Here is a 14,239-nt window from a genome sequence, read left to right as displayed (position 1 = left end):
GCTCGGTGTGCCGGCCGGGCCCGCCACCTCGGCGGTCCTGGTCTACCGGCTGCTCACGTTCTGGCTCAACGTCCCGCTCGGTGCACTGGCCCTCGGCTTCGTCCAGCGGCGTGGGTACGTGTGACGCCGACTCACATCCAGCCCGCTCACATCCAGGGGTCGGGACCGGGATCGCCGCCCGCTGCCACGACGGCGAGCCGGCCGGTGCAGTGCGTCCACCCCTCCTCGTGCGCGGGGAAAGGGCCACGAAGCCGTCCTGGGCTAATACCACTACCCGCCAGTGCCTGATGCCGCTAGACGCCAGTGGATCGAAGACGGTTTCACCACGTCGGAGGGCAGACCCAGGGGATCCGACCATGTCATGCAGCCCGTCACCGATGCAGGCCCCACTGCGCCGGCCTCGGCAGCACTCATCACCGCTACTGCCAGGGCACACAGCGGTGTTGGAGGACCGGCCGCGTCAGCCGGCCACCATCCTGACGTCTAGTCCGCCCTTCATGACCGATGGCTTTGTCGGCCTCCTCGATCACGGTTCCGCCGAGAGACTCGATCCACTTCCCTCGGATCCGGTTCTGGCGCGGCCTTACGGCCCTCGCCCAGTGGGTGGAGCGGGAAGGGCGGCGGCCCGTACCCCGCGGCCACCGTGAGGAGATCGCCGTCGACGGCGAGGCGGAGCCGGTGATCGTGAAGCTGGGCGTATGGGTCTCCAACACCCGTGCAAGGCGAGACAAACTCACCCCCGGCCAACTGAACGCACTACGAGAGCTGGGCATGGAGTGGGCATAGCCGCCGAACGACCGCCCAGACTTCATGGGGCGGCGGTGCCTGGAAAAAGAGACGAAGGGTCCGGCTACAGCCGGACCCTTCGATCGTAGCGGGGGCGGGATTTGAACCACGCGACCTCTGGGTTATGAGCCCAGCGAGCTACCGAGCTGCTCCACCCCGCGTCGGTGAATCCACCGTACGCCACGCACGCGCCGCCTGCAGCGATTTACCGTGCCGATGCGCCCGGCGGGCGAGGACGTCCGAACAGCAACGGCCACGGGCCCGGGTCTTTGGCATAACTGTGACGCCGGAGAGACCCTATCGGGCTCCCTGGGCCCGTGCTGAGGACACGTCAGGCGAAGAGGGGGGCCGTTCCTCGTCGGCGCGGCCGCCGACTCCAAGGGTCCGCTGCGGGCCCGGGACGTGCTGGTGGCCAGAGATCGCGGTGGGGGTCGCGCCGGCGGGCCGTTGCGGGGCGCACGTCCGCTGTCGTCCTCCACGACACGTGAGCTTGTTCTTTTTCTTCTGGCCTCGAACGTGTCCCGAACGAGGTCACTCACCTGGGCATTCGCCGGACATGAGGGTGGCCTTCGTCTGATCCTGTGCTCCGTCACGAGGAGAACCAGCCGAAGGCCGTTGTCATGAGTGTGGTGTGCCCGGATATCCGACGGGAAGCGTTAGCGGAAGCGTCACGCTTCCGAGCAGAGTTCTACGAGTGTCTGACCGCCCGCCGTGACGAACTGTTCGAACTGGCCGACGCGCGCTGTTGTGCGTCGAGGGGCCGGTTACCTCGCGGGTGGACCTGACGATGGTGCCCGAGCACCGGCGTGGGCACGGCGCGCTGTACGGAGCCCTCAACCGGGGCAGGATCGACGTCGAGGGACTGCGGAGCTTGCTCGCCGGGCTGCCGTTGCCCCGGTTCGAGGGCGGCCGCCTGGTGCTGGCGGTCGACGTGTCGCCGTGGCTTCGCTCGGACGCACCGTGCTCGGCGGACCGGCTGTTCTGCCACGTCTACGGCCGGGCGAAGTCCGCCTCCCAGTTCATCCCGGGCTGGCCGTACTCCTTCGTCGCCGTCCTCGAACCGGGAGCCACCTCGTGGACGTCCATCCTGGACGTGGTCCGGCTCGGACCCGAAGACGATGCCACCGCCGTCACCGCCTCCCAACTCCGCGCCGTGGCCGAGCGGCTCATCTCAGCCGGCCAGTGGACGCCCGGCGATCCGGACATCACGATCGTCATGGACGCGGGGTACGACGTCACCCGCCTGGCCTGGGTCTTGCGGGATCTTCCTGTCGGGCTGGTCGGGCGGATCCGCAGCGACAGGGTGATGCGGCTGCCGAAGCCCTCGCTCAAGGAGTACGCCCTGGCCTATCCTCAGGGCGGGCGACCGCCGAAGCACGGCAAGGAATTCCGCTTCGCCAACCCCGAGACCTGGCCCGAGGCGGCGATCACCACCGTCACCGACACCACCAACTATGGCAAGGCCGAAGCCCAGGCGTGGGACCGGGTCCACCCGAGGCTGACCCACCGTTCGGCCTGGCTGGAGCACGACGGTGAACTCCCTGTCGTCGAGGGCACCTTGGTCCGGTTGAAGGTCGAGCATCTCTCCAAAGAGCGGGAAGCACCGCCGGTCTGGCTGTGGTCCTCCAAGACCGGCGCCGCCCCGGCAGACGTGGATCTGTGGTGGCAGGTGTTCCTCAGGAGATTCGATCTTGAGCACACCTTCAGGTTCGGAAAGCAGATCCTCGGCTGGACCACCCCGAAGGTCCGTACTCCCGAGGCCGCGGACCGGTGGACATGGCTCGTTGTCGTGGCCCACACTCAACTCCGCCTCGCCCGACCGATGGCCGCTGACCTCCGCCGGCCCTGGGAGAAACCGACCGAACTCGACCGGCTCACCCCCGCCCGGGTCCGCCGGGGGTTCAGGAACATCCGCGCCCACCTGCTTTGTCCGGCCCGTGTTCCCCAACCCCGCGGCACCGGCCCCGGACGGCCGCCCGGCACCAAGAACCGGCACCCCGCACCCCGCTACGACGTCGGCAAAACCGTCAAACGCCCCGAGACTCTCAAGGCCATCGGCAGACCCGGCCGATCTTGGTAGATATAGAGCAAGCCAAGTCCGTTCCGTCGCCCAAGCACGCTGCGCCTGTGGATGGTCGGGAGAACAAGTGGGGCCGATAGTCGGCCGTGACGGGCTGCGGCGGCTGGCCGGGGGCCTGTCAGTGGCGCCTGGCACCATGGCCACCCATGAACGCTGAATCGGCCGACCACTCCTGGCTCCGCGACTTCCACCACGGCTTCCTGCTTGAGGGCTACACCCTGACGCTGGTTCGCGGGCTCACTCCGCGAGAGTACCTCGACCGCATCGGCGCCCAGCCGCAGGAAGACTGTGACGGCTTCGATGACTTCATCGCCCGGGACCGCGAATTCCAGGACGGTCAGGACGACTGGGGCGACCGCATGTTCGTCGGCGCCGCCCAGGTCCACGACGAAGACGCCGACTGGGTCCTGGCCCTTGAGATCAACGGCGGCATCGAGATCCACACCGATGCGATGAAGCACGCCACTCGCGGCACCCGCGGCGTCTCGCACTTCCGCAGCCCGAACGCCATGTGCCTGTTCTCCTGGTGGGAAGACGGTGAGTTGCGCACTCGCTTCGAAGGTCCCCTCCATCGAGAAGGCAGCACACCGGACCACCTCCTCGACCTCATGCGCCAGACGGGGTTCGACCTCGAAGCTGGCGCCTGCGACCTCGAGAATTACGTCGCACTCGCGGAAGAGCTCACCGGCGTCCACCTGACTGCGAACATGCTCGAAGACGGCACCTACTCCACGGGCACCGTCGATTCCCTGTCAAGTTCAGCGTGTTGAGTTCGGGGGCCGGACTTCAGCGCTGGGGCACACGCCACGCCCGAGACGGCAAGACCATCTGGGCCGAACAGGTTCTCGCCGCCGGTTGAGCAGAGCCGGCAGCTCTCTTCCGGCGCTCATCGCCTCGGCCCCCCGGTCACTTCGACGTGTGGCTCGTTTCCGGGCTTCTCAGTCGGCGATGTCCTCAAGGGAGCGTCCGGTAGTGCGCACTCCGAAGGCAAGCACGAGCAGGACCATGCCGGTCATGACAGCTGAGATGACGGCGACGACGAGGGTGGGACTGGTGTGGTGCAGCAGTGGGACGAGGACGAACGGCATGGCGGCGGAGGCGAGGCGGGAGAGCGAATACAGCGCCCCGTCGGCACCGGCCCGTACGGCGGTGGGGAATTGCTCGCTCTGGTAGATGTGGTAGCTGTTGGCCATGATGTTGCTGGCGAGGGTGTAGAGGAAGCCCAGCGTCATGATGGCGGTGGGCGTGGCCGAGTTGGCGTAGCCGAGGCCCAGGACCGCCATGAGGGCCGCAGATCCGGCCAGGATCCATTTGCGCTCGAGGCGCTCCATGACGGTCGCGGAGATGGCGGCGCCCACGGGGTAGCCGATGTACGAGACAGAGGTGTAGGCGAGGGAGCGGACCACGGAGTGGCCCTCCTGGGTGAGGACCAGCACGGCCAGGGAGCCGAAGCCGTAGTAACCGATGGCCTGCAGCACCGACACACCCGCCATCAGCGTGGTCCGGCGTGCGAGCGGTCGGCGCAGCAGGTCGCGGAAGGTGTGCCGGATCTCGGAGGTGCTGCCGGTGTCGGGCATGGCTTCGGCAGAGGTCGGTGCGTAGCGGGTGGGGTCGGCGGAGGTCTCCAGTCGAGCGACGATCTGCTCCGCTTCCTCGGTGCGGCCCATGGCGGCCAGCCAGCGGGGGGATTCGGGAAGGTTGCGGCGGGCCAGCCAGACCAGTGCGGCTCCGAGACCGCCGATGAGGAAGAGCCAGCGCCATCCGGCCAGGCCGAGGGGTGAGCGGTCGACCAGGGCCGCGCCGAGGAAGCCGACGGCGGGCACGCCGAGGTAGGCGGCGGTGAAGGCGATGGCTGTCCACCGGCCCCGGCGGGCCGCGGGCAGCAGGTCGCCGAGATAGGAGACGGCGATGGGCAACTCGCCGCCGAGTCCGACGCCGGCCAGGACGCGCAGGGCGATGAGGGCGGGTGCGTTCGGCGCGAAGGCGGCGGCAAGGGAGAAGAGGCTGAAGGTGCTGAGGGTGAGGATCATGGCGCGGCGGCGGCCGATGCGGTCGGCGAGCCGGCTGAGGGCGACGGCGCCGACGAACGCACCGAAGAATCCGGCTCCGAGGATGGCGGGCATCTGTTCTTCGGAGACCGCGAAGTCTCGCTGCAGGGCGCTGGAGAGCGCGCCGGTCAGGAACAGCTCATAGTTTTCGAAGAATAGTCCGAGCGCCACCACCGCGACGATCTTCATGTGTGCCGGCGTCACCGGCATGGCGTTGATGCGGGCGACTATGGATCGTGCGTCGCTCCTCGGCCCGTGGGGGTGCGCGGTGTGCGGCTTGGGTCCGAGGGATCGGCGGGCCGTCGTCATGGCGTGTCCTTTTCCAGAGGGTAGCGTCCCTCGAAAGCGCGGGACCGGCTCCCGCTCCCCGTCCGTACCGCCTGATGGTACTGTTGTGTTGTCAGGTGGCCTGATGTTGTCGGGATGCTACGTCCGCGCAATGCGGGTGACAAGGGTCCAAGCGCCGGGATGTATCGGCTCGCGCGGCAGGCTGAGCATGCGCGAGCCGTACGGCGGCAGGAGGGGTGAGGGATGGAGAAGCCGGCCGGAGAGAGCGGCGAGGGAGTGCGGAGCGTGCTGCGCGCGCTGGACCTGCTCGCCCTGTTCGACGAGTCCCACCGCTCGCGCAGCGTGCGTGAGCTGATCGACGGCTCAGGCCTTGCCAAGTCCACCGTGGTCCGCCTGCTGGCCACGCTGGAGCAGCGGGGCCTTCTGTGGAGCCGGGGGGACGGACGGCTGACTCCCGGGGCGGGTCTGCTGCGCTGGGCGGCGCTGGCGCAGGACGCCTGGCGGCTCCCTCCGGAAGCTGTGGAGTGTCTGCGTGCGCTGTCGGTGCAGTCCGGCGGGGAGTCCTCGCGGATCTACATCCGTCAGGGGACGTCCAGGGTGTGCGTGGCCCAGCACGAGGGCACCCAGCAGCTGCGTCACGTGGTGCGGATCGGCGAAGAGATGCCCCTGTGGGCTGGCGCGTCCGGGCATGTACTGCTGTCGGACTGCCCGCCGGAATTCCTGCACCGGCTGGCGTCGGCAGCCGGACAGGGTCCCGACTTCGAGTCGCAGATCGCCGACCGTGCGCGCCGGGCCGCCGACCAGGGCTGGGCCGTCAGTCACGGCGAACGCGAGGAGGGTGTGTCTGCCGTGGCCGCCCCCATCACCGACGAGGCCGGCCGGGTTGTCGCCGCGGTATCTCTCGGCGGCCCCAGCAGCCGCTTCACCCTCGAGCGCGTCGAGGCATTCCTGCCGGTGCTGACCAAGGCCGCGGAGCGGTTGTCGGATCTGCGGTTCATCGGCACCGATTCCTGACCGGGCGGCTCCGCTGCCGTCCGGCGTGCGGGGGATCGGGTACGCCGCGACCGAGAATTCACCGGATGGCGGTTGCATTGGCGGGTGAACCGACGCCGCCGCGGAGATTCAGCGGCTTGGCGATGATCATGCACGTGTAGCGGCGGTCGGCCTCGCAGGCTGTGGCCAGTGGGGTCAGCCGCCACAGCTCACCGATGGCGAGGCCGAGCATGGCAATGAGCTGCTGGTGCATCATGCCGTGGTCGGTCTCGCGGCCGAAGGGTGAGTCCGGACGGGCTGGGAGCGCCTCGAGGGCATAGGTGTCCGAGACGACCGCCGCGAAGTGGTGGTCCCACAGCCACGCGAGGACCTCATGGTCCTGGTCGATTCCTGTGAAGCGCCGTTCGCTCCTGATCACGTCCCGCTCGCTGGGGGCGGCGTCGAGGTACCAGGCGGCCCATCCGGTGTGCAGGAGAAGGATGTCACCCGGGCGAGGCTCTTCGCCCTGCCGCTCCAGGGCCGCCTGCAGGTCGCCGACGCGCAGGTGTTCGCCTCGCTGGTGGTCGATGGGCCGGCCCGCGTCGCGCCGGCCGGCGGCGACGTCGAGGAGCAGTCCGCGGGTGACGATGCCTCGTTCGGCCCAGTGGTGGATCCCCAGGGCATCGCCGCCTTCCGCGACCTGCCTGTCCGTTGTGCGGTTGTAGAAGCCGTGCACATGGTGCCGCCGGTGGCGCAACCCGTCGAGCTGGGTAGATGCCTGCGGGTACAGGCCCTCCAGGACGTCGTCACGGTGGTCGGCGTGGCGGCTGAAGATGCGATGCTTCGGCGCTCTGCGCGTCAGCGCCAAAGGCGGGTCGAAGGCGTTCAGGGGGTAGTCGAGAGTGAAGACCTCACCGGTGCGCACGCATGCCGCAGCGGCGAGGGCTTCCTGGGGACCGGCGAGATTCAGGGTGCCCACCTGGTCGTCGGGGCCGAACAGGCCCCAGCTCGAGCTGGCCGGGGCGTCGGTGCGATGGCGGAGATCAGCGTAGCTGGGCAGGTCGGTCATGCGGGGTCCTTGCGGATGAGGTCGCGCGGTGCGGGGCCCTCGTAGGCGGGGAGCAAAGGGCGCGGGATCGGACCCTTGATGCGGGCGCCACCAGACTTCTCCTCCCAGGCGTGGGAGAGGATGCCCACGCTGCGGGAGAGGACGAACAGACCGCGTCCGAGTTCGGGTGGGAAGCCGAGTTCGCTGTAGACGATGGCGGTGGCGCCGTCGATGTTCATCGGCACGGGGCGACTGCGGCCTTCGGCCAGTGCGCGTTCCAGAGCGAGGCCGGCACGGAGTGCCCAGCCAGGCGCCTCGCTGGCCTCTACGGCCTTGCCCACCAGCCCGACCAAAGCGTCACGGCGCGGGTCACGCGGGTGAAAGCGATGGCCGAAGCCCGGGATGTGTCGCCTGGTGGCACGGTAGTCCGCGACGAGTCTTACGGCTGCCTCGTCGAGGTCCGTCCCCTCGGTCGCGGCTCGGTCCAGGCCAGCCAAGACCTCCATGCACTGTTGGCCGGCTCCGCCGTGGACGTCTCCGAGGAGGTTCACGCCGGTGGCGACCGCGTTGTTCAGTCCCAGTCCGCAGGTGGCCGCCATGCGGGCGGCGGCAATCGACGGTGCCTGGGGCCCGTGATCGACCGCGGCGACGAGGGCGGCCTCCAGCAGCTGACCCTGCGCCCGCGTCGGCAGGTCGCCACAGAGCATGAGCCAGATCGTCTCGGCGAAGGAGAGCTGGCCGATGAGCTGCTCGACGGGATAGCCGCGCAGCAGAATCTCGCCGGGACGGATGCGGCTGACGGCGGTGGACCACCATTCCGTGACGCTCTCGAGGGAAGCAGTGGCTGGTTCGCTGACGTTCTGACGGGCTGTCATACGATACCGCGCTCCTTCATCGTGTCGATTTCGGTGGGTGTGCACCCGAGTTCGGTCAACACCTGTTCGGTGTGCTGACCCAGCAGAGGAGGCGGGGCAGTGTCCGCGACCGCCTCGCCGTCGACCTGGAAGGGGCTTCCCAGGACGCGCAGATCACCGGTGCGCCCGTCGGGGAAGGGAAGCATGCGCACGAAGTGCCGTTCGGCGAGTTGGTCCAGGTCCAGAGCATCGGGTACGGACAGAACACGCGCCGCGGGGACCCCCGCGTCGGAGAGGACTTCCTCCCACTCCTTGGCCGTCCGCAGAACGAGGCCCTTCTCGATCTCGGTGCGCAACTCGTCACGGCGCGCCTTACGGTCGGCCGGGTGGGCGAACCGCTCGTCGTCCACAAGATCCTCGCGCCCGATGAGCCGGCACAGGGTGGCGAACTGCTGCTGCCGGTTCGCCGCGATGTTGAGATATCCCTCCGCCGTGGCGAACGTGCCCGACGGTGCAGCGGTGAAGTTCTCGTTACCCATGGGCTGCGGTGAACGTCCGGTGATCAGGTAGTTGGACGTCACCCAGCCCATCGCGGTGAGGGCCGCCTCCAGCATGGACACATCGAGGTAGGCGCCGTCACCGGTGCGTGCGCGCCGAACAAGGGCCGCGGCGATGGCGTAGGCGGCGGCCATGCCGCCCAGCGTGTCGGCGACGGGGAAACCGGCCCGCAGAGGGCTGACCTCCCGGGTGCCGGTCACGCTCATCATGCCGGACAGACCCTGCACGATCTGGTCGTAAGCCGGCCTGGTGCGCAGCGGGCCGGTCTGCCCGAAGCCCGAGATGGCGCAGTACACCAGACCCGGGTTCTCCCGCTTGAGCACCTCCCAACCCACACCTAGTCGCTGCATCACTCCCGGGCGGAAGTTCTCGATGAGGACGTCGTACTCCCGCACGGCGCGCAACAGCATCTCCCGCCCCTGCTCGTCCTTCAGGTTCAGCGTCAGGGAACGCTTCCCGGCGTTCTGGGCGAGGAACGAGGCGCCCAAAAGGTCGTCGCTCAGTGCCCGGTCTGCACCGAGCTGCCGCGCCAGATCACCCGTCTTCGGCATTTCAACCTTGAGCACCTCGGCGCCATGGAGAGCCAGCTGGTATCCGGCGAAGGGCCCGGCCAGGACATTGGTCAGATCAAGCACCCGCACACCCTCCAGCAGGGGCGGCGGGGCGTCGGATTCGTTCGTACTCAATTGACTGCACCTCCGATGCAATCCAGGGCGGTCAGTTTCTCGGCCGTGGAGACAAGGTCGGCAGCGAAGGAAGCCACGGCCTCGTCGGTGGTGCGGGTGGGGGAACCGACCAGCGCCAGAGCGACGACGACGCATTCCGCCCCGCCGGACACCAGGGGGCGACGCCACAGATCCCTACTTTGCGCTCACGGTTTGGCCAGGCCGGCGGCCTCGGGTGAGTTCGCGCGCCGTACGGCTCGGATGCGCCGCGTCGTCCAGCGCCAGCAGGTCCACGGCACGCAACACACTGCGCACGTCATATCTCGCCGACTCGGGCATGGCACCTCCTGGTGGACACGACGGCCGACAGAGCGGCTGTGCACGGCCCCGTTGCGGGATCGCTCCCTCCCATCACACCATCGAACCGCAGTATGGCACAAGAGTGCCATCAGATGGCACACTGCGGGTTCGGCCCAGCGGGTCTCCACCCGCGAACGCGGAGACGGTTCCAATGTCTGCCGAGGTCAGAGAAGGCGGCCACGCACCACCAAGAGCGGGCGACGCCGATCCTCGACGGCGACCCATCCCTGCATCGGGCCCTTGTCAGGACCGCAAGGCGCTCGTAGCATCCCGGCAACACATAGGTACTACCTGACGGCACGAACGTACTGCCAGGTGAACCACATCGATCATGGTCCGAACGGAAGCAACCGTGAGGAAACATTGGACGGCCACATGAACACCTCCGCGCCGGAGAAGCCGGATTCCGCGGCCACTCCAGGCACCGACACCGCCCCGCTCATCGAAATGCGCGGAGTCAACAAGAGCTTCGGTGCCCTGCATGTCCTGCGGGACATTGACCTCGCCATTCATCCCGGGGAGGTCGTCGTCCTTATCGGCCCCTCCGGCTCCGGCAAATCCACCCTGTGCCGCACCATCAACCGATTGGAGACCATCGACAGCGGCACGATCACTCTGGAAGGCCGACCGCTGGTCGCCGAGGGCAGGGATCTCTCCCGGCTGCGCTCGCGGGTTGGCATGGTGTTCCAGTCCTTCAACCTCTTCGCGCACAAGACGGTGCTGCAGAACGTCACCCTCGGCCCGGTCAAAGCGCTCGGCCGCCCCAAGGACCAGAGCGACCAGCGGGCCCGGGAACTGCTCGACCGGGTCGGCGTCGGCAACCAGGCGGACAAGTACCCCGCACAGTTGTCCGGCGGTCAGCAGCAGCGCGTCGCCATCGCCAGGGCCCTTGCCATGGATCCCAAGGTGATGCTCTTCGACGAGCCCACCTCCGCCCTCGACCCCGAGATGGTCAACGAGGTACTCACCGTCATGACCGACCTGGCCCGGGACGGCATGACGATGATCGTCGTCACTCATGAAATGGGCTTCGCACGCCGCGCAGCCGATCGCGTCGTCTTCATGGACAGCGGCCGGATCGTCGAAGAGAACACCCCCGACGAGTTCTTCAGCCGCCCTCGCACCGACCGCGCCCAGGACTTCCTGTCGAAGATCCTCACCCACTGACTCCCAGGCCCGAGCACAAGTCTGCAGCGCGAACCTCCCCGCGGCTTCCCGCCACTCCCCCTCCCCATTGCACGAGATTGGATCAGCCATGCCTTTTCCCAGCAGGCTCACCGCCGCGTCTGCGGCTGCGGCCATCACTCTCCTCGCCTCCGCCTGCGACGCGAGCACCTCCCCGGCGGGCACGGCCGCCGGCGACGCCCCCACTCCGGTCGCCACGGCTTCCTTCGCCGCAGGAACGACCATGGCCAAGATCACCAAGGCCGGGAAGCTGCGCGTCGGCGTGAAGTTCGACCACCCCCAGCTCTCCCAGAAGAACCTCAAGGGCGAACTGCAGGGCTTCGAGGCCGACATGATCCGCTACATCGCCGCGCAGCTCGGCCTCAAGCCGAACCAGATCGAGTTCATCGAGACGTCCAGCGACAACCGCGAGCAGTTCCTGCAGCAGAACAAGGTCGACATGGTGGTGGCGACGATGTCCATCACCCCCGAGCGCCAGAAGGTCATCAGCTTCGCCGGGCCCTATCTCTCCGTCCGCCAGGACCTCGTCGTCAAGAAGGGCAACCCACAGCACCTCAAGAGCCCGCAGAACCCGTCGGGCACGAAGATCTGCTCGACGCTGGGCGGTGCCGTCTCCCAGGTCACCCGCGAGACCTACCCCAAAGCGAACCTGGTCGAGTTCGACGCGTCGTCGAAGTGCATCGAAGCACTCAAGAACGGCTCGGTGGACGCCCTTGCCACCCAGAACCTGATCGGCGCCAGCTACGTCTCGCAGGACCCCGGCAGCCTGCAGTTGCTCGGCGCACCCTACGGCCAGGAGAACTGGGGAGTGGGCATCAGGAAGGACGACACCGCCTTCTGCCAGTTCATCGACAAGGCGCTCGCCAAGTTCTCCCAGGACGGCTCGTACAAGAAGGCCTGGGACGCCAGCCTCGGCCGCTACGTCACCACCCAGCAGAAGCTGCCCCAGCCCATCGCCTGTTCCTGATCCGCCGCGGCCGCCGACCACGCGACGGCGGCGGCCGCCCCCACTCTGCTAGGAGGTGACCAGTGTCCGCTGTGTTCGACAACCTGGACGTGTTCTGGTCCGGCTTCCGCATCACGCTCGTCCTGACCTTGCTCTCGTCAGCCTTGGCACTGACGCTGGGAATGGCGCTCGCCGCCATGCGGGTGTCACCCGTTCCCATACTGCGGGCCGTCGGCACCACGTACGTCGAGACCGTCCGCAACGTCCCGCCCGTCGTCGTCTTCTTCTTCGTCGTGTTCGGCCTTCCCCAGGCCGGCGTCCAACTGCCCTTCATGACCTCGGCGGTGACCTCCTTGGTCGTCTACTACACCGCCTTCTTCTGCGAAGCCGTGCGCTCCGGCATCAACTCCGTCCAGGTCGGTCAGGCCGAGGCCGCCCGGTCCATCGGCCTCTCCTTCGGAGCGTCCCTTCGGCTGGTCATCCTGCCCCAGGCGTTCCGCAGCGCGGTCCCACCCCTGATCAACGTGTTCATCGCACTCACCAAGACCTCGGCCGTCGCCAGCGCATTCGGTGTCGCCGAGCTGCTGAACGCCACGCAGCGCCTGGCCCAGAGCCACAGCACCTCGGTGCTCCTGATCCTGGGCACCACCGCCGTCCTCTATCTGGGCATCACCATTCCGGCGGGCGTGGTCGCGCACCGGATCGAACGAAAGGTGGCGATCGCCCGATGACTGCCGTACTTTTCGACGCCCTGGGCCCCAAGGCCCGCCGGAACGTCCGGCTGGGCACCACCGTCGGCTCGGTACTGCTCGCCGGAGCGCTGGCGCTCGCCCTGATACAGCTGAACCGGCACGGCCAGCTCTCCGGCCAGCTGTGGAGCGTGGTGCTCAACACCGACCTCCGCCAGCTGCTGCTGGAAGGACTCTGGGCCACCTTGCAGGTCGCCCTGCTCTCCTTGGCGCTGTCGCTGGGCTTCGGCATGCTGCTCGCCGTCGGGCGCATGTCGCACCGGGTCTGGCTGCGCGGACCGGTACGCGTCTGGACAGAGGTCTTTCGCGGACTGCCCCTGCTGCTCCTGATTCTCTTCATCTTCCTCGGAGCTCCGGCACTCGGCGTCGACGTACCGACCTTCTGGGCGCTCGCCCTCGCCATCTCCCTCTACAACAGCGCGGTCATCTCCGAAATCGTCCGCGCCGGCATCCTCTCCCTGCCCCGCGGCCAGACGGAGGCCGCCCACGCAATCGGGCTCAGCAACAACGCGGCGATGCGGCTGATCATCCTTCCGCAGGCCGTACGCCTCATGCTTCCGGCGCTGGTCAGCCAGATGGTGGTCCTGCTGAAGGAAACCTCACTCGGCTTCGTCATCGGCTACACCGAACTGCTGCGCAGCGGCCGCATCGCAGTGGAATACCTCGGCGGCACCTACGCGATCCCCGTCTACACCGAGATCACCCTCTTCTACCTCCTGGTGAACCTGCTTCTCTCATGGGCCGCACGGGTCGCAAACCGTCGCACCCGACGCCCAGGACGTTCGAGGCCGCCGGCCCGGACCACCTGAGCGGATCCTCACTCTCACCGCCGGGACGCCCAGAGCGATTCACTCCATCGATGCCGCTAGTCCGCGGCGGCCAGAGTGCGGCACAGGGGCCCCTGGTGCCCGAGCTAACCAGAAGGCCCTGTTTTCAAGCGAGGCACCCGCCAAAGTCACCGATTGGAACTTCCATTCGACCAAACTCTCAAGATCGGAACGACAACAGCCACTGACCTCGTCCCGCGTGCAACCTAGAAGGCGTGCAGCGGCGGTCCCGTCCTGTGCCGGTCGATGCGCTTGAGCATCCCCTCCATGCGTACCAGGCGCGGCGGCCAACGCGCATATCCGGCTATACCGGTGGCGCGGGGGTTCCCCCAAGGCCGGGTAGTTAACGGATTTGTGCTGGTGGCAAGCCAGTTGACGTGGCTCGGGCATCAGACGGGAACGTGAGCAACGGAGCCCCGTTGGAGCAGGTAGTCCGCCAAGACTGTCTGCTGCCTGTGGAGCTCCGTTGCCTGTACGTCATTGTGCCCTGCCGCCTGGTCTGATGACCGTATCCCGCGTGTTCACGGTGGCCGCGGGGCGATTTGCTCCGGGTCATCTCGGTGAGCTGACCCGCATCGTGCCGTTCGAACTCGTCGATGCGGTTCTCAAAGAAACCCGCACAGTGCAGCGCCGTCTGCGTGATCTCCCTTCACGGGTCGGTGTGTACTTCCTGTTGGCGATGTGCCTGTTCCCGGAGGCCGGCTATCGGCTGGTGTGGCAGAAGCTGACGGCGGGGCTGGTCGGCGTGCCGGTCGCCGAGCCGACCGCAAAGGCCCTGCGTGACCTGCGGCGCAGGGTCGGCAGTGCGCCCATGCGCGGGCTGTGTGAGGTGTTGTTGGGGCCGTTGGCTCAGCCGAGGACGCCCGGGGTGCG

General features: G+C 68.0%; 11 protein-coding genes, 1 tRNA gene and 2 pseudogenes. 9 read left to right on the top strand and 5 right to left on the bottom strand.

The window, feature by feature from the left end; all coding sequences use genetic code 11:
• Positions 1–570 precede the first annotated feature (570 nt).
• Positions 571–786, top strand: a pseudogene (locus ACIBJF_RS47965) (helicase associated domain-containing protein); the annotation flags it as partial.
• Between the two features lie 86 nt (positions 787–872).
• Here ACIBJF_RS47965 and ACIBJF_RS47960 read toward each other — a convergent pair.
• Positions 873–947: transfer RNA gene (locus ACIBJF_RS47960), tRNA-Met, on the bottom strand.
• A gap of 459 nt (positions 948–1,406) precedes the next feature.
• Between ACIBJF_RS47960 and ACIBJF_RS47955 the strand changes: the two are divergent.
• Both ACIBJF_RS47955 and ACIBJF_RS47950 read left to right on the top strand, forming a co-directional pair.
• Positions 1,407–2,866, top strand: a pseudogene (locus ACIBJF_RS47955) (NF041680 family putative transposase).
• 146 nt (positions 2,867–3,012) lie between these two features.
• Positions 3,013–3,636, top strand: coding sequence for a DUF6461 domain-containing protein (locus ACIBJF_RS47950; RefSeq protein ID WP_399184119.1), 624 nt, complete (start codon positions 3,013–3,015; stop codon positions 3,634–3,636).
• Positions 3,637–3,804: 168 nt separating this feature from the next.
• Here the strand turns inward: ACIBJF_RS47950 and ACIBJF_RS47945 are convergent, their stop codons facing one another.
• Positions 3,805–5,223 carry an MFS transporter gene (locus ACIBJF_RS47945; protein ID WP_399184118.1) on the bottom strand — a complete coding sequence of 473 codons (1,419 nt, stop codon included), beginning with the start codon at positions 5,221–5,223 and terminating at the stop codon, positions 3,805–3,807.
• 222 nt (positions 5,224–5,445) lie between these two features.
• On the opposite strand from ACIBJF_RS47945, the gene ACIBJF_RS47940 reads away from it, so the two are divergent.
• Positions 5,446–6,216 carry an IclR family transcriptional regulator gene (locus tag ACIBJF_RS47940; protein WP_399184116.1) on the top strand — a complete coding sequence of 257 codons (771 nt, stop codon included), beginning with the start codon at positions 5,446–5,448 and terminating at the stop codon, positions 6,214–6,216.
• A gap of 58 nt (positions 6,217–6,274) precedes the next feature.
• Here the strand turns inward: ACIBJF_RS47940 and ACIBJF_RS47935 are convergent, their stop codons facing one another.
• From ACIBJF_RS47935 to ACIBJF_RS47925, 3 genes are read right to left on the bottom strand one after another with little or no spacing between them, the layout of a single operon-like run.
• Positions 6,275–7,243 (bottom strand): cyclase family protein, encoded by a 969-nt coding sequence (locus ACIBJF_RS47935; RefSeq protein ID WP_399184114.1) that lies wholly within the window; start codon positions 7,241–7,243, stop codon positions 6,275–6,277.
• Positions 7,240–8,097 (bottom strand): citryl-CoA lyase, encoded by an 858-nt coding sequence (locus ACIBJF_RS47930; RefSeq protein WP_399184112.1) that lies wholly within the window; start codon positions 8,095–8,097, stop codon positions 7,240–7,242. The genes ACIBJF_RS47935 and ACIBJF_RS47930 overlap by 4 nt, the downstream gene beginning before the upstream one ends.
• On the bottom strand, positions 8,094–9,320 hold the full coding sequence (locus ACIBJF_RS47925; RefSeq protein WP_399184110.1) for a CaiB/BaiF CoA transferase family protein: 1,227 nt from the start codon (positions 9,318–9,320) through the stop codon (positions 8,094–8,096). Before ACIBJF_RS47925 ends, ACIBJF_RS47930 begins: the two co-directional genes overlap by 4 nt.
• A gap of 786 nt (positions 9,321–10,106) precedes the next feature.
• Between ACIBJF_RS47925 and ACIBJF_RS47920 the strand changes: the two genes are divergently transcribed.
• The 5 genes from ACIBJF_RS47920 to ACIBJF_RS47900 form a co-directional block, all read left to right on the top strand.
• Positions 10,107–10,826, top strand: coding sequence for an amino acid ABC transporter ATP-binding protein (locus ACIBJF_RS47920; RefSeq protein WP_399184121.1), 720 nt, complete (start codon positions 10,107–10,109; stop codon positions 10,824–10,826).
• An 88-nt stretch (positions 10,827–10,914) separates the two neighbouring features.
• Positions 10,915–11,811 (top strand): glutamate ABC transporter substrate-binding protein, encoded by an 897-nt coding sequence (locus ACIBJF_RS47915; protein WP_399184108.1) that lies wholly within the window; start codon positions 10,915–10,917, stop codon positions 11,809–11,811.
• 62 nt (positions 11,812–11,873) lie between these two features.
• A complete protein-coding gene (locus ACIBJF_RS47910) occupies positions 11,874–12,521 on the top strand; it encodes an amino acid ABC transporter permease (protein WP_399184107.1) in 648 nt (215 codons plus the stop codon).
• Positions 12,518–13,348, top strand: coding sequence for an amino acid ABC transporter permease (locus ACIBJF_RS47905; protein ID WP_399184104.1), 831 nt, complete (start codon positions 12,518–12,520; stop codon positions 13,346–13,348). The genes ACIBJF_RS47910 and ACIBJF_RS47905 overlap by 4 nt, the downstream gene beginning before the upstream one ends.
• A gap of 520 nt (positions 13,349–13,868) precedes the next feature.
• A partial coding sequence (locus tag ACIBJF_RS47900; RefSeq protein ID WP_399184102.1) for a transposase domain-containing protein occupies positions 13,869–14,239 on the top strand: 371 nt, incomplete at its 3' end.

The organism is Streptomyces sp. NPDC050743 (assembly GCF_044456925.1).
Taxonomy (GTDB): domain Bacteria; phylum Actinomycetota; class Actinomycetes; order Streptomycetales; family Streptomycetaceae; genus Streptomyces.
The sequence above is the reverse complement of the archived record's forward strand: the minus strand, read 5'-3'. Positions and strand labels throughout refer to the sequence as shown.

Excerpts from the sequence above, each read along its gene's own strand:
- ACIBJF_RS47935 (WP_399184114.1), bottom strand. The coding sequence starts at position 7,243 with ATGACCGACCTGCCCAGCTACGCTGATCTCCGCCATCGCACCGACGCC.
- ACIBJF_RS47915 (WP_399184108.1), top strand. The coding sequence starts at position 10,915 with ATGCCTTTTCCCAGCAGGCTCACCGCCGCGTCTGCGGCTGCGGCCATC.
- ACIBJF_RS47940 (WP_399184116.1), top strand. The coding sequence starts at position 5,446 with ATGGAGAAGCCGGCCGGAGAGAGCGGCGAGGGAGTGCGGAGCGTGCTG.
- ACIBJF_RS47905 (WP_399184104.1), top strand. The coding sequence starts at position 12,518 with ATGACTGCCGTACTTTTCGACGCCCTGGGCCCCAAGGCCCGCCGGAAC.
- ACIBJF_RS47930 (WP_399184112.1), bottom strand. The coding sequence starts at position 8,097 with ATGACAGCCCGTCAGAACGTCAGCGAACCAGCCACTGCTTCCCTCGAG.
- ACIBJF_RS47920 (WP_399184121.1), top strand. The coding sequence starts at position 10,107 with ATGCGCGGAGTCAACAAGAGCTTCGGTGCCCTGCATGTCCTGCGGGAC.
- ACIBJF_RS47945 (WP_399184118.1), bottom strand. The coding sequence starts at position 5,223 with ATGACGACGGCCCGCCGATCCCTCGGACCCAAGCCGCACACCGCGCAC.
- ACIBJF_RS47950 (WP_399184119.1), top strand. The coding sequence starts at position 3,013 with ATGAACGCTGAATCGGCCGACCACTCCTGGCTCCGCGACTTCCACCAC.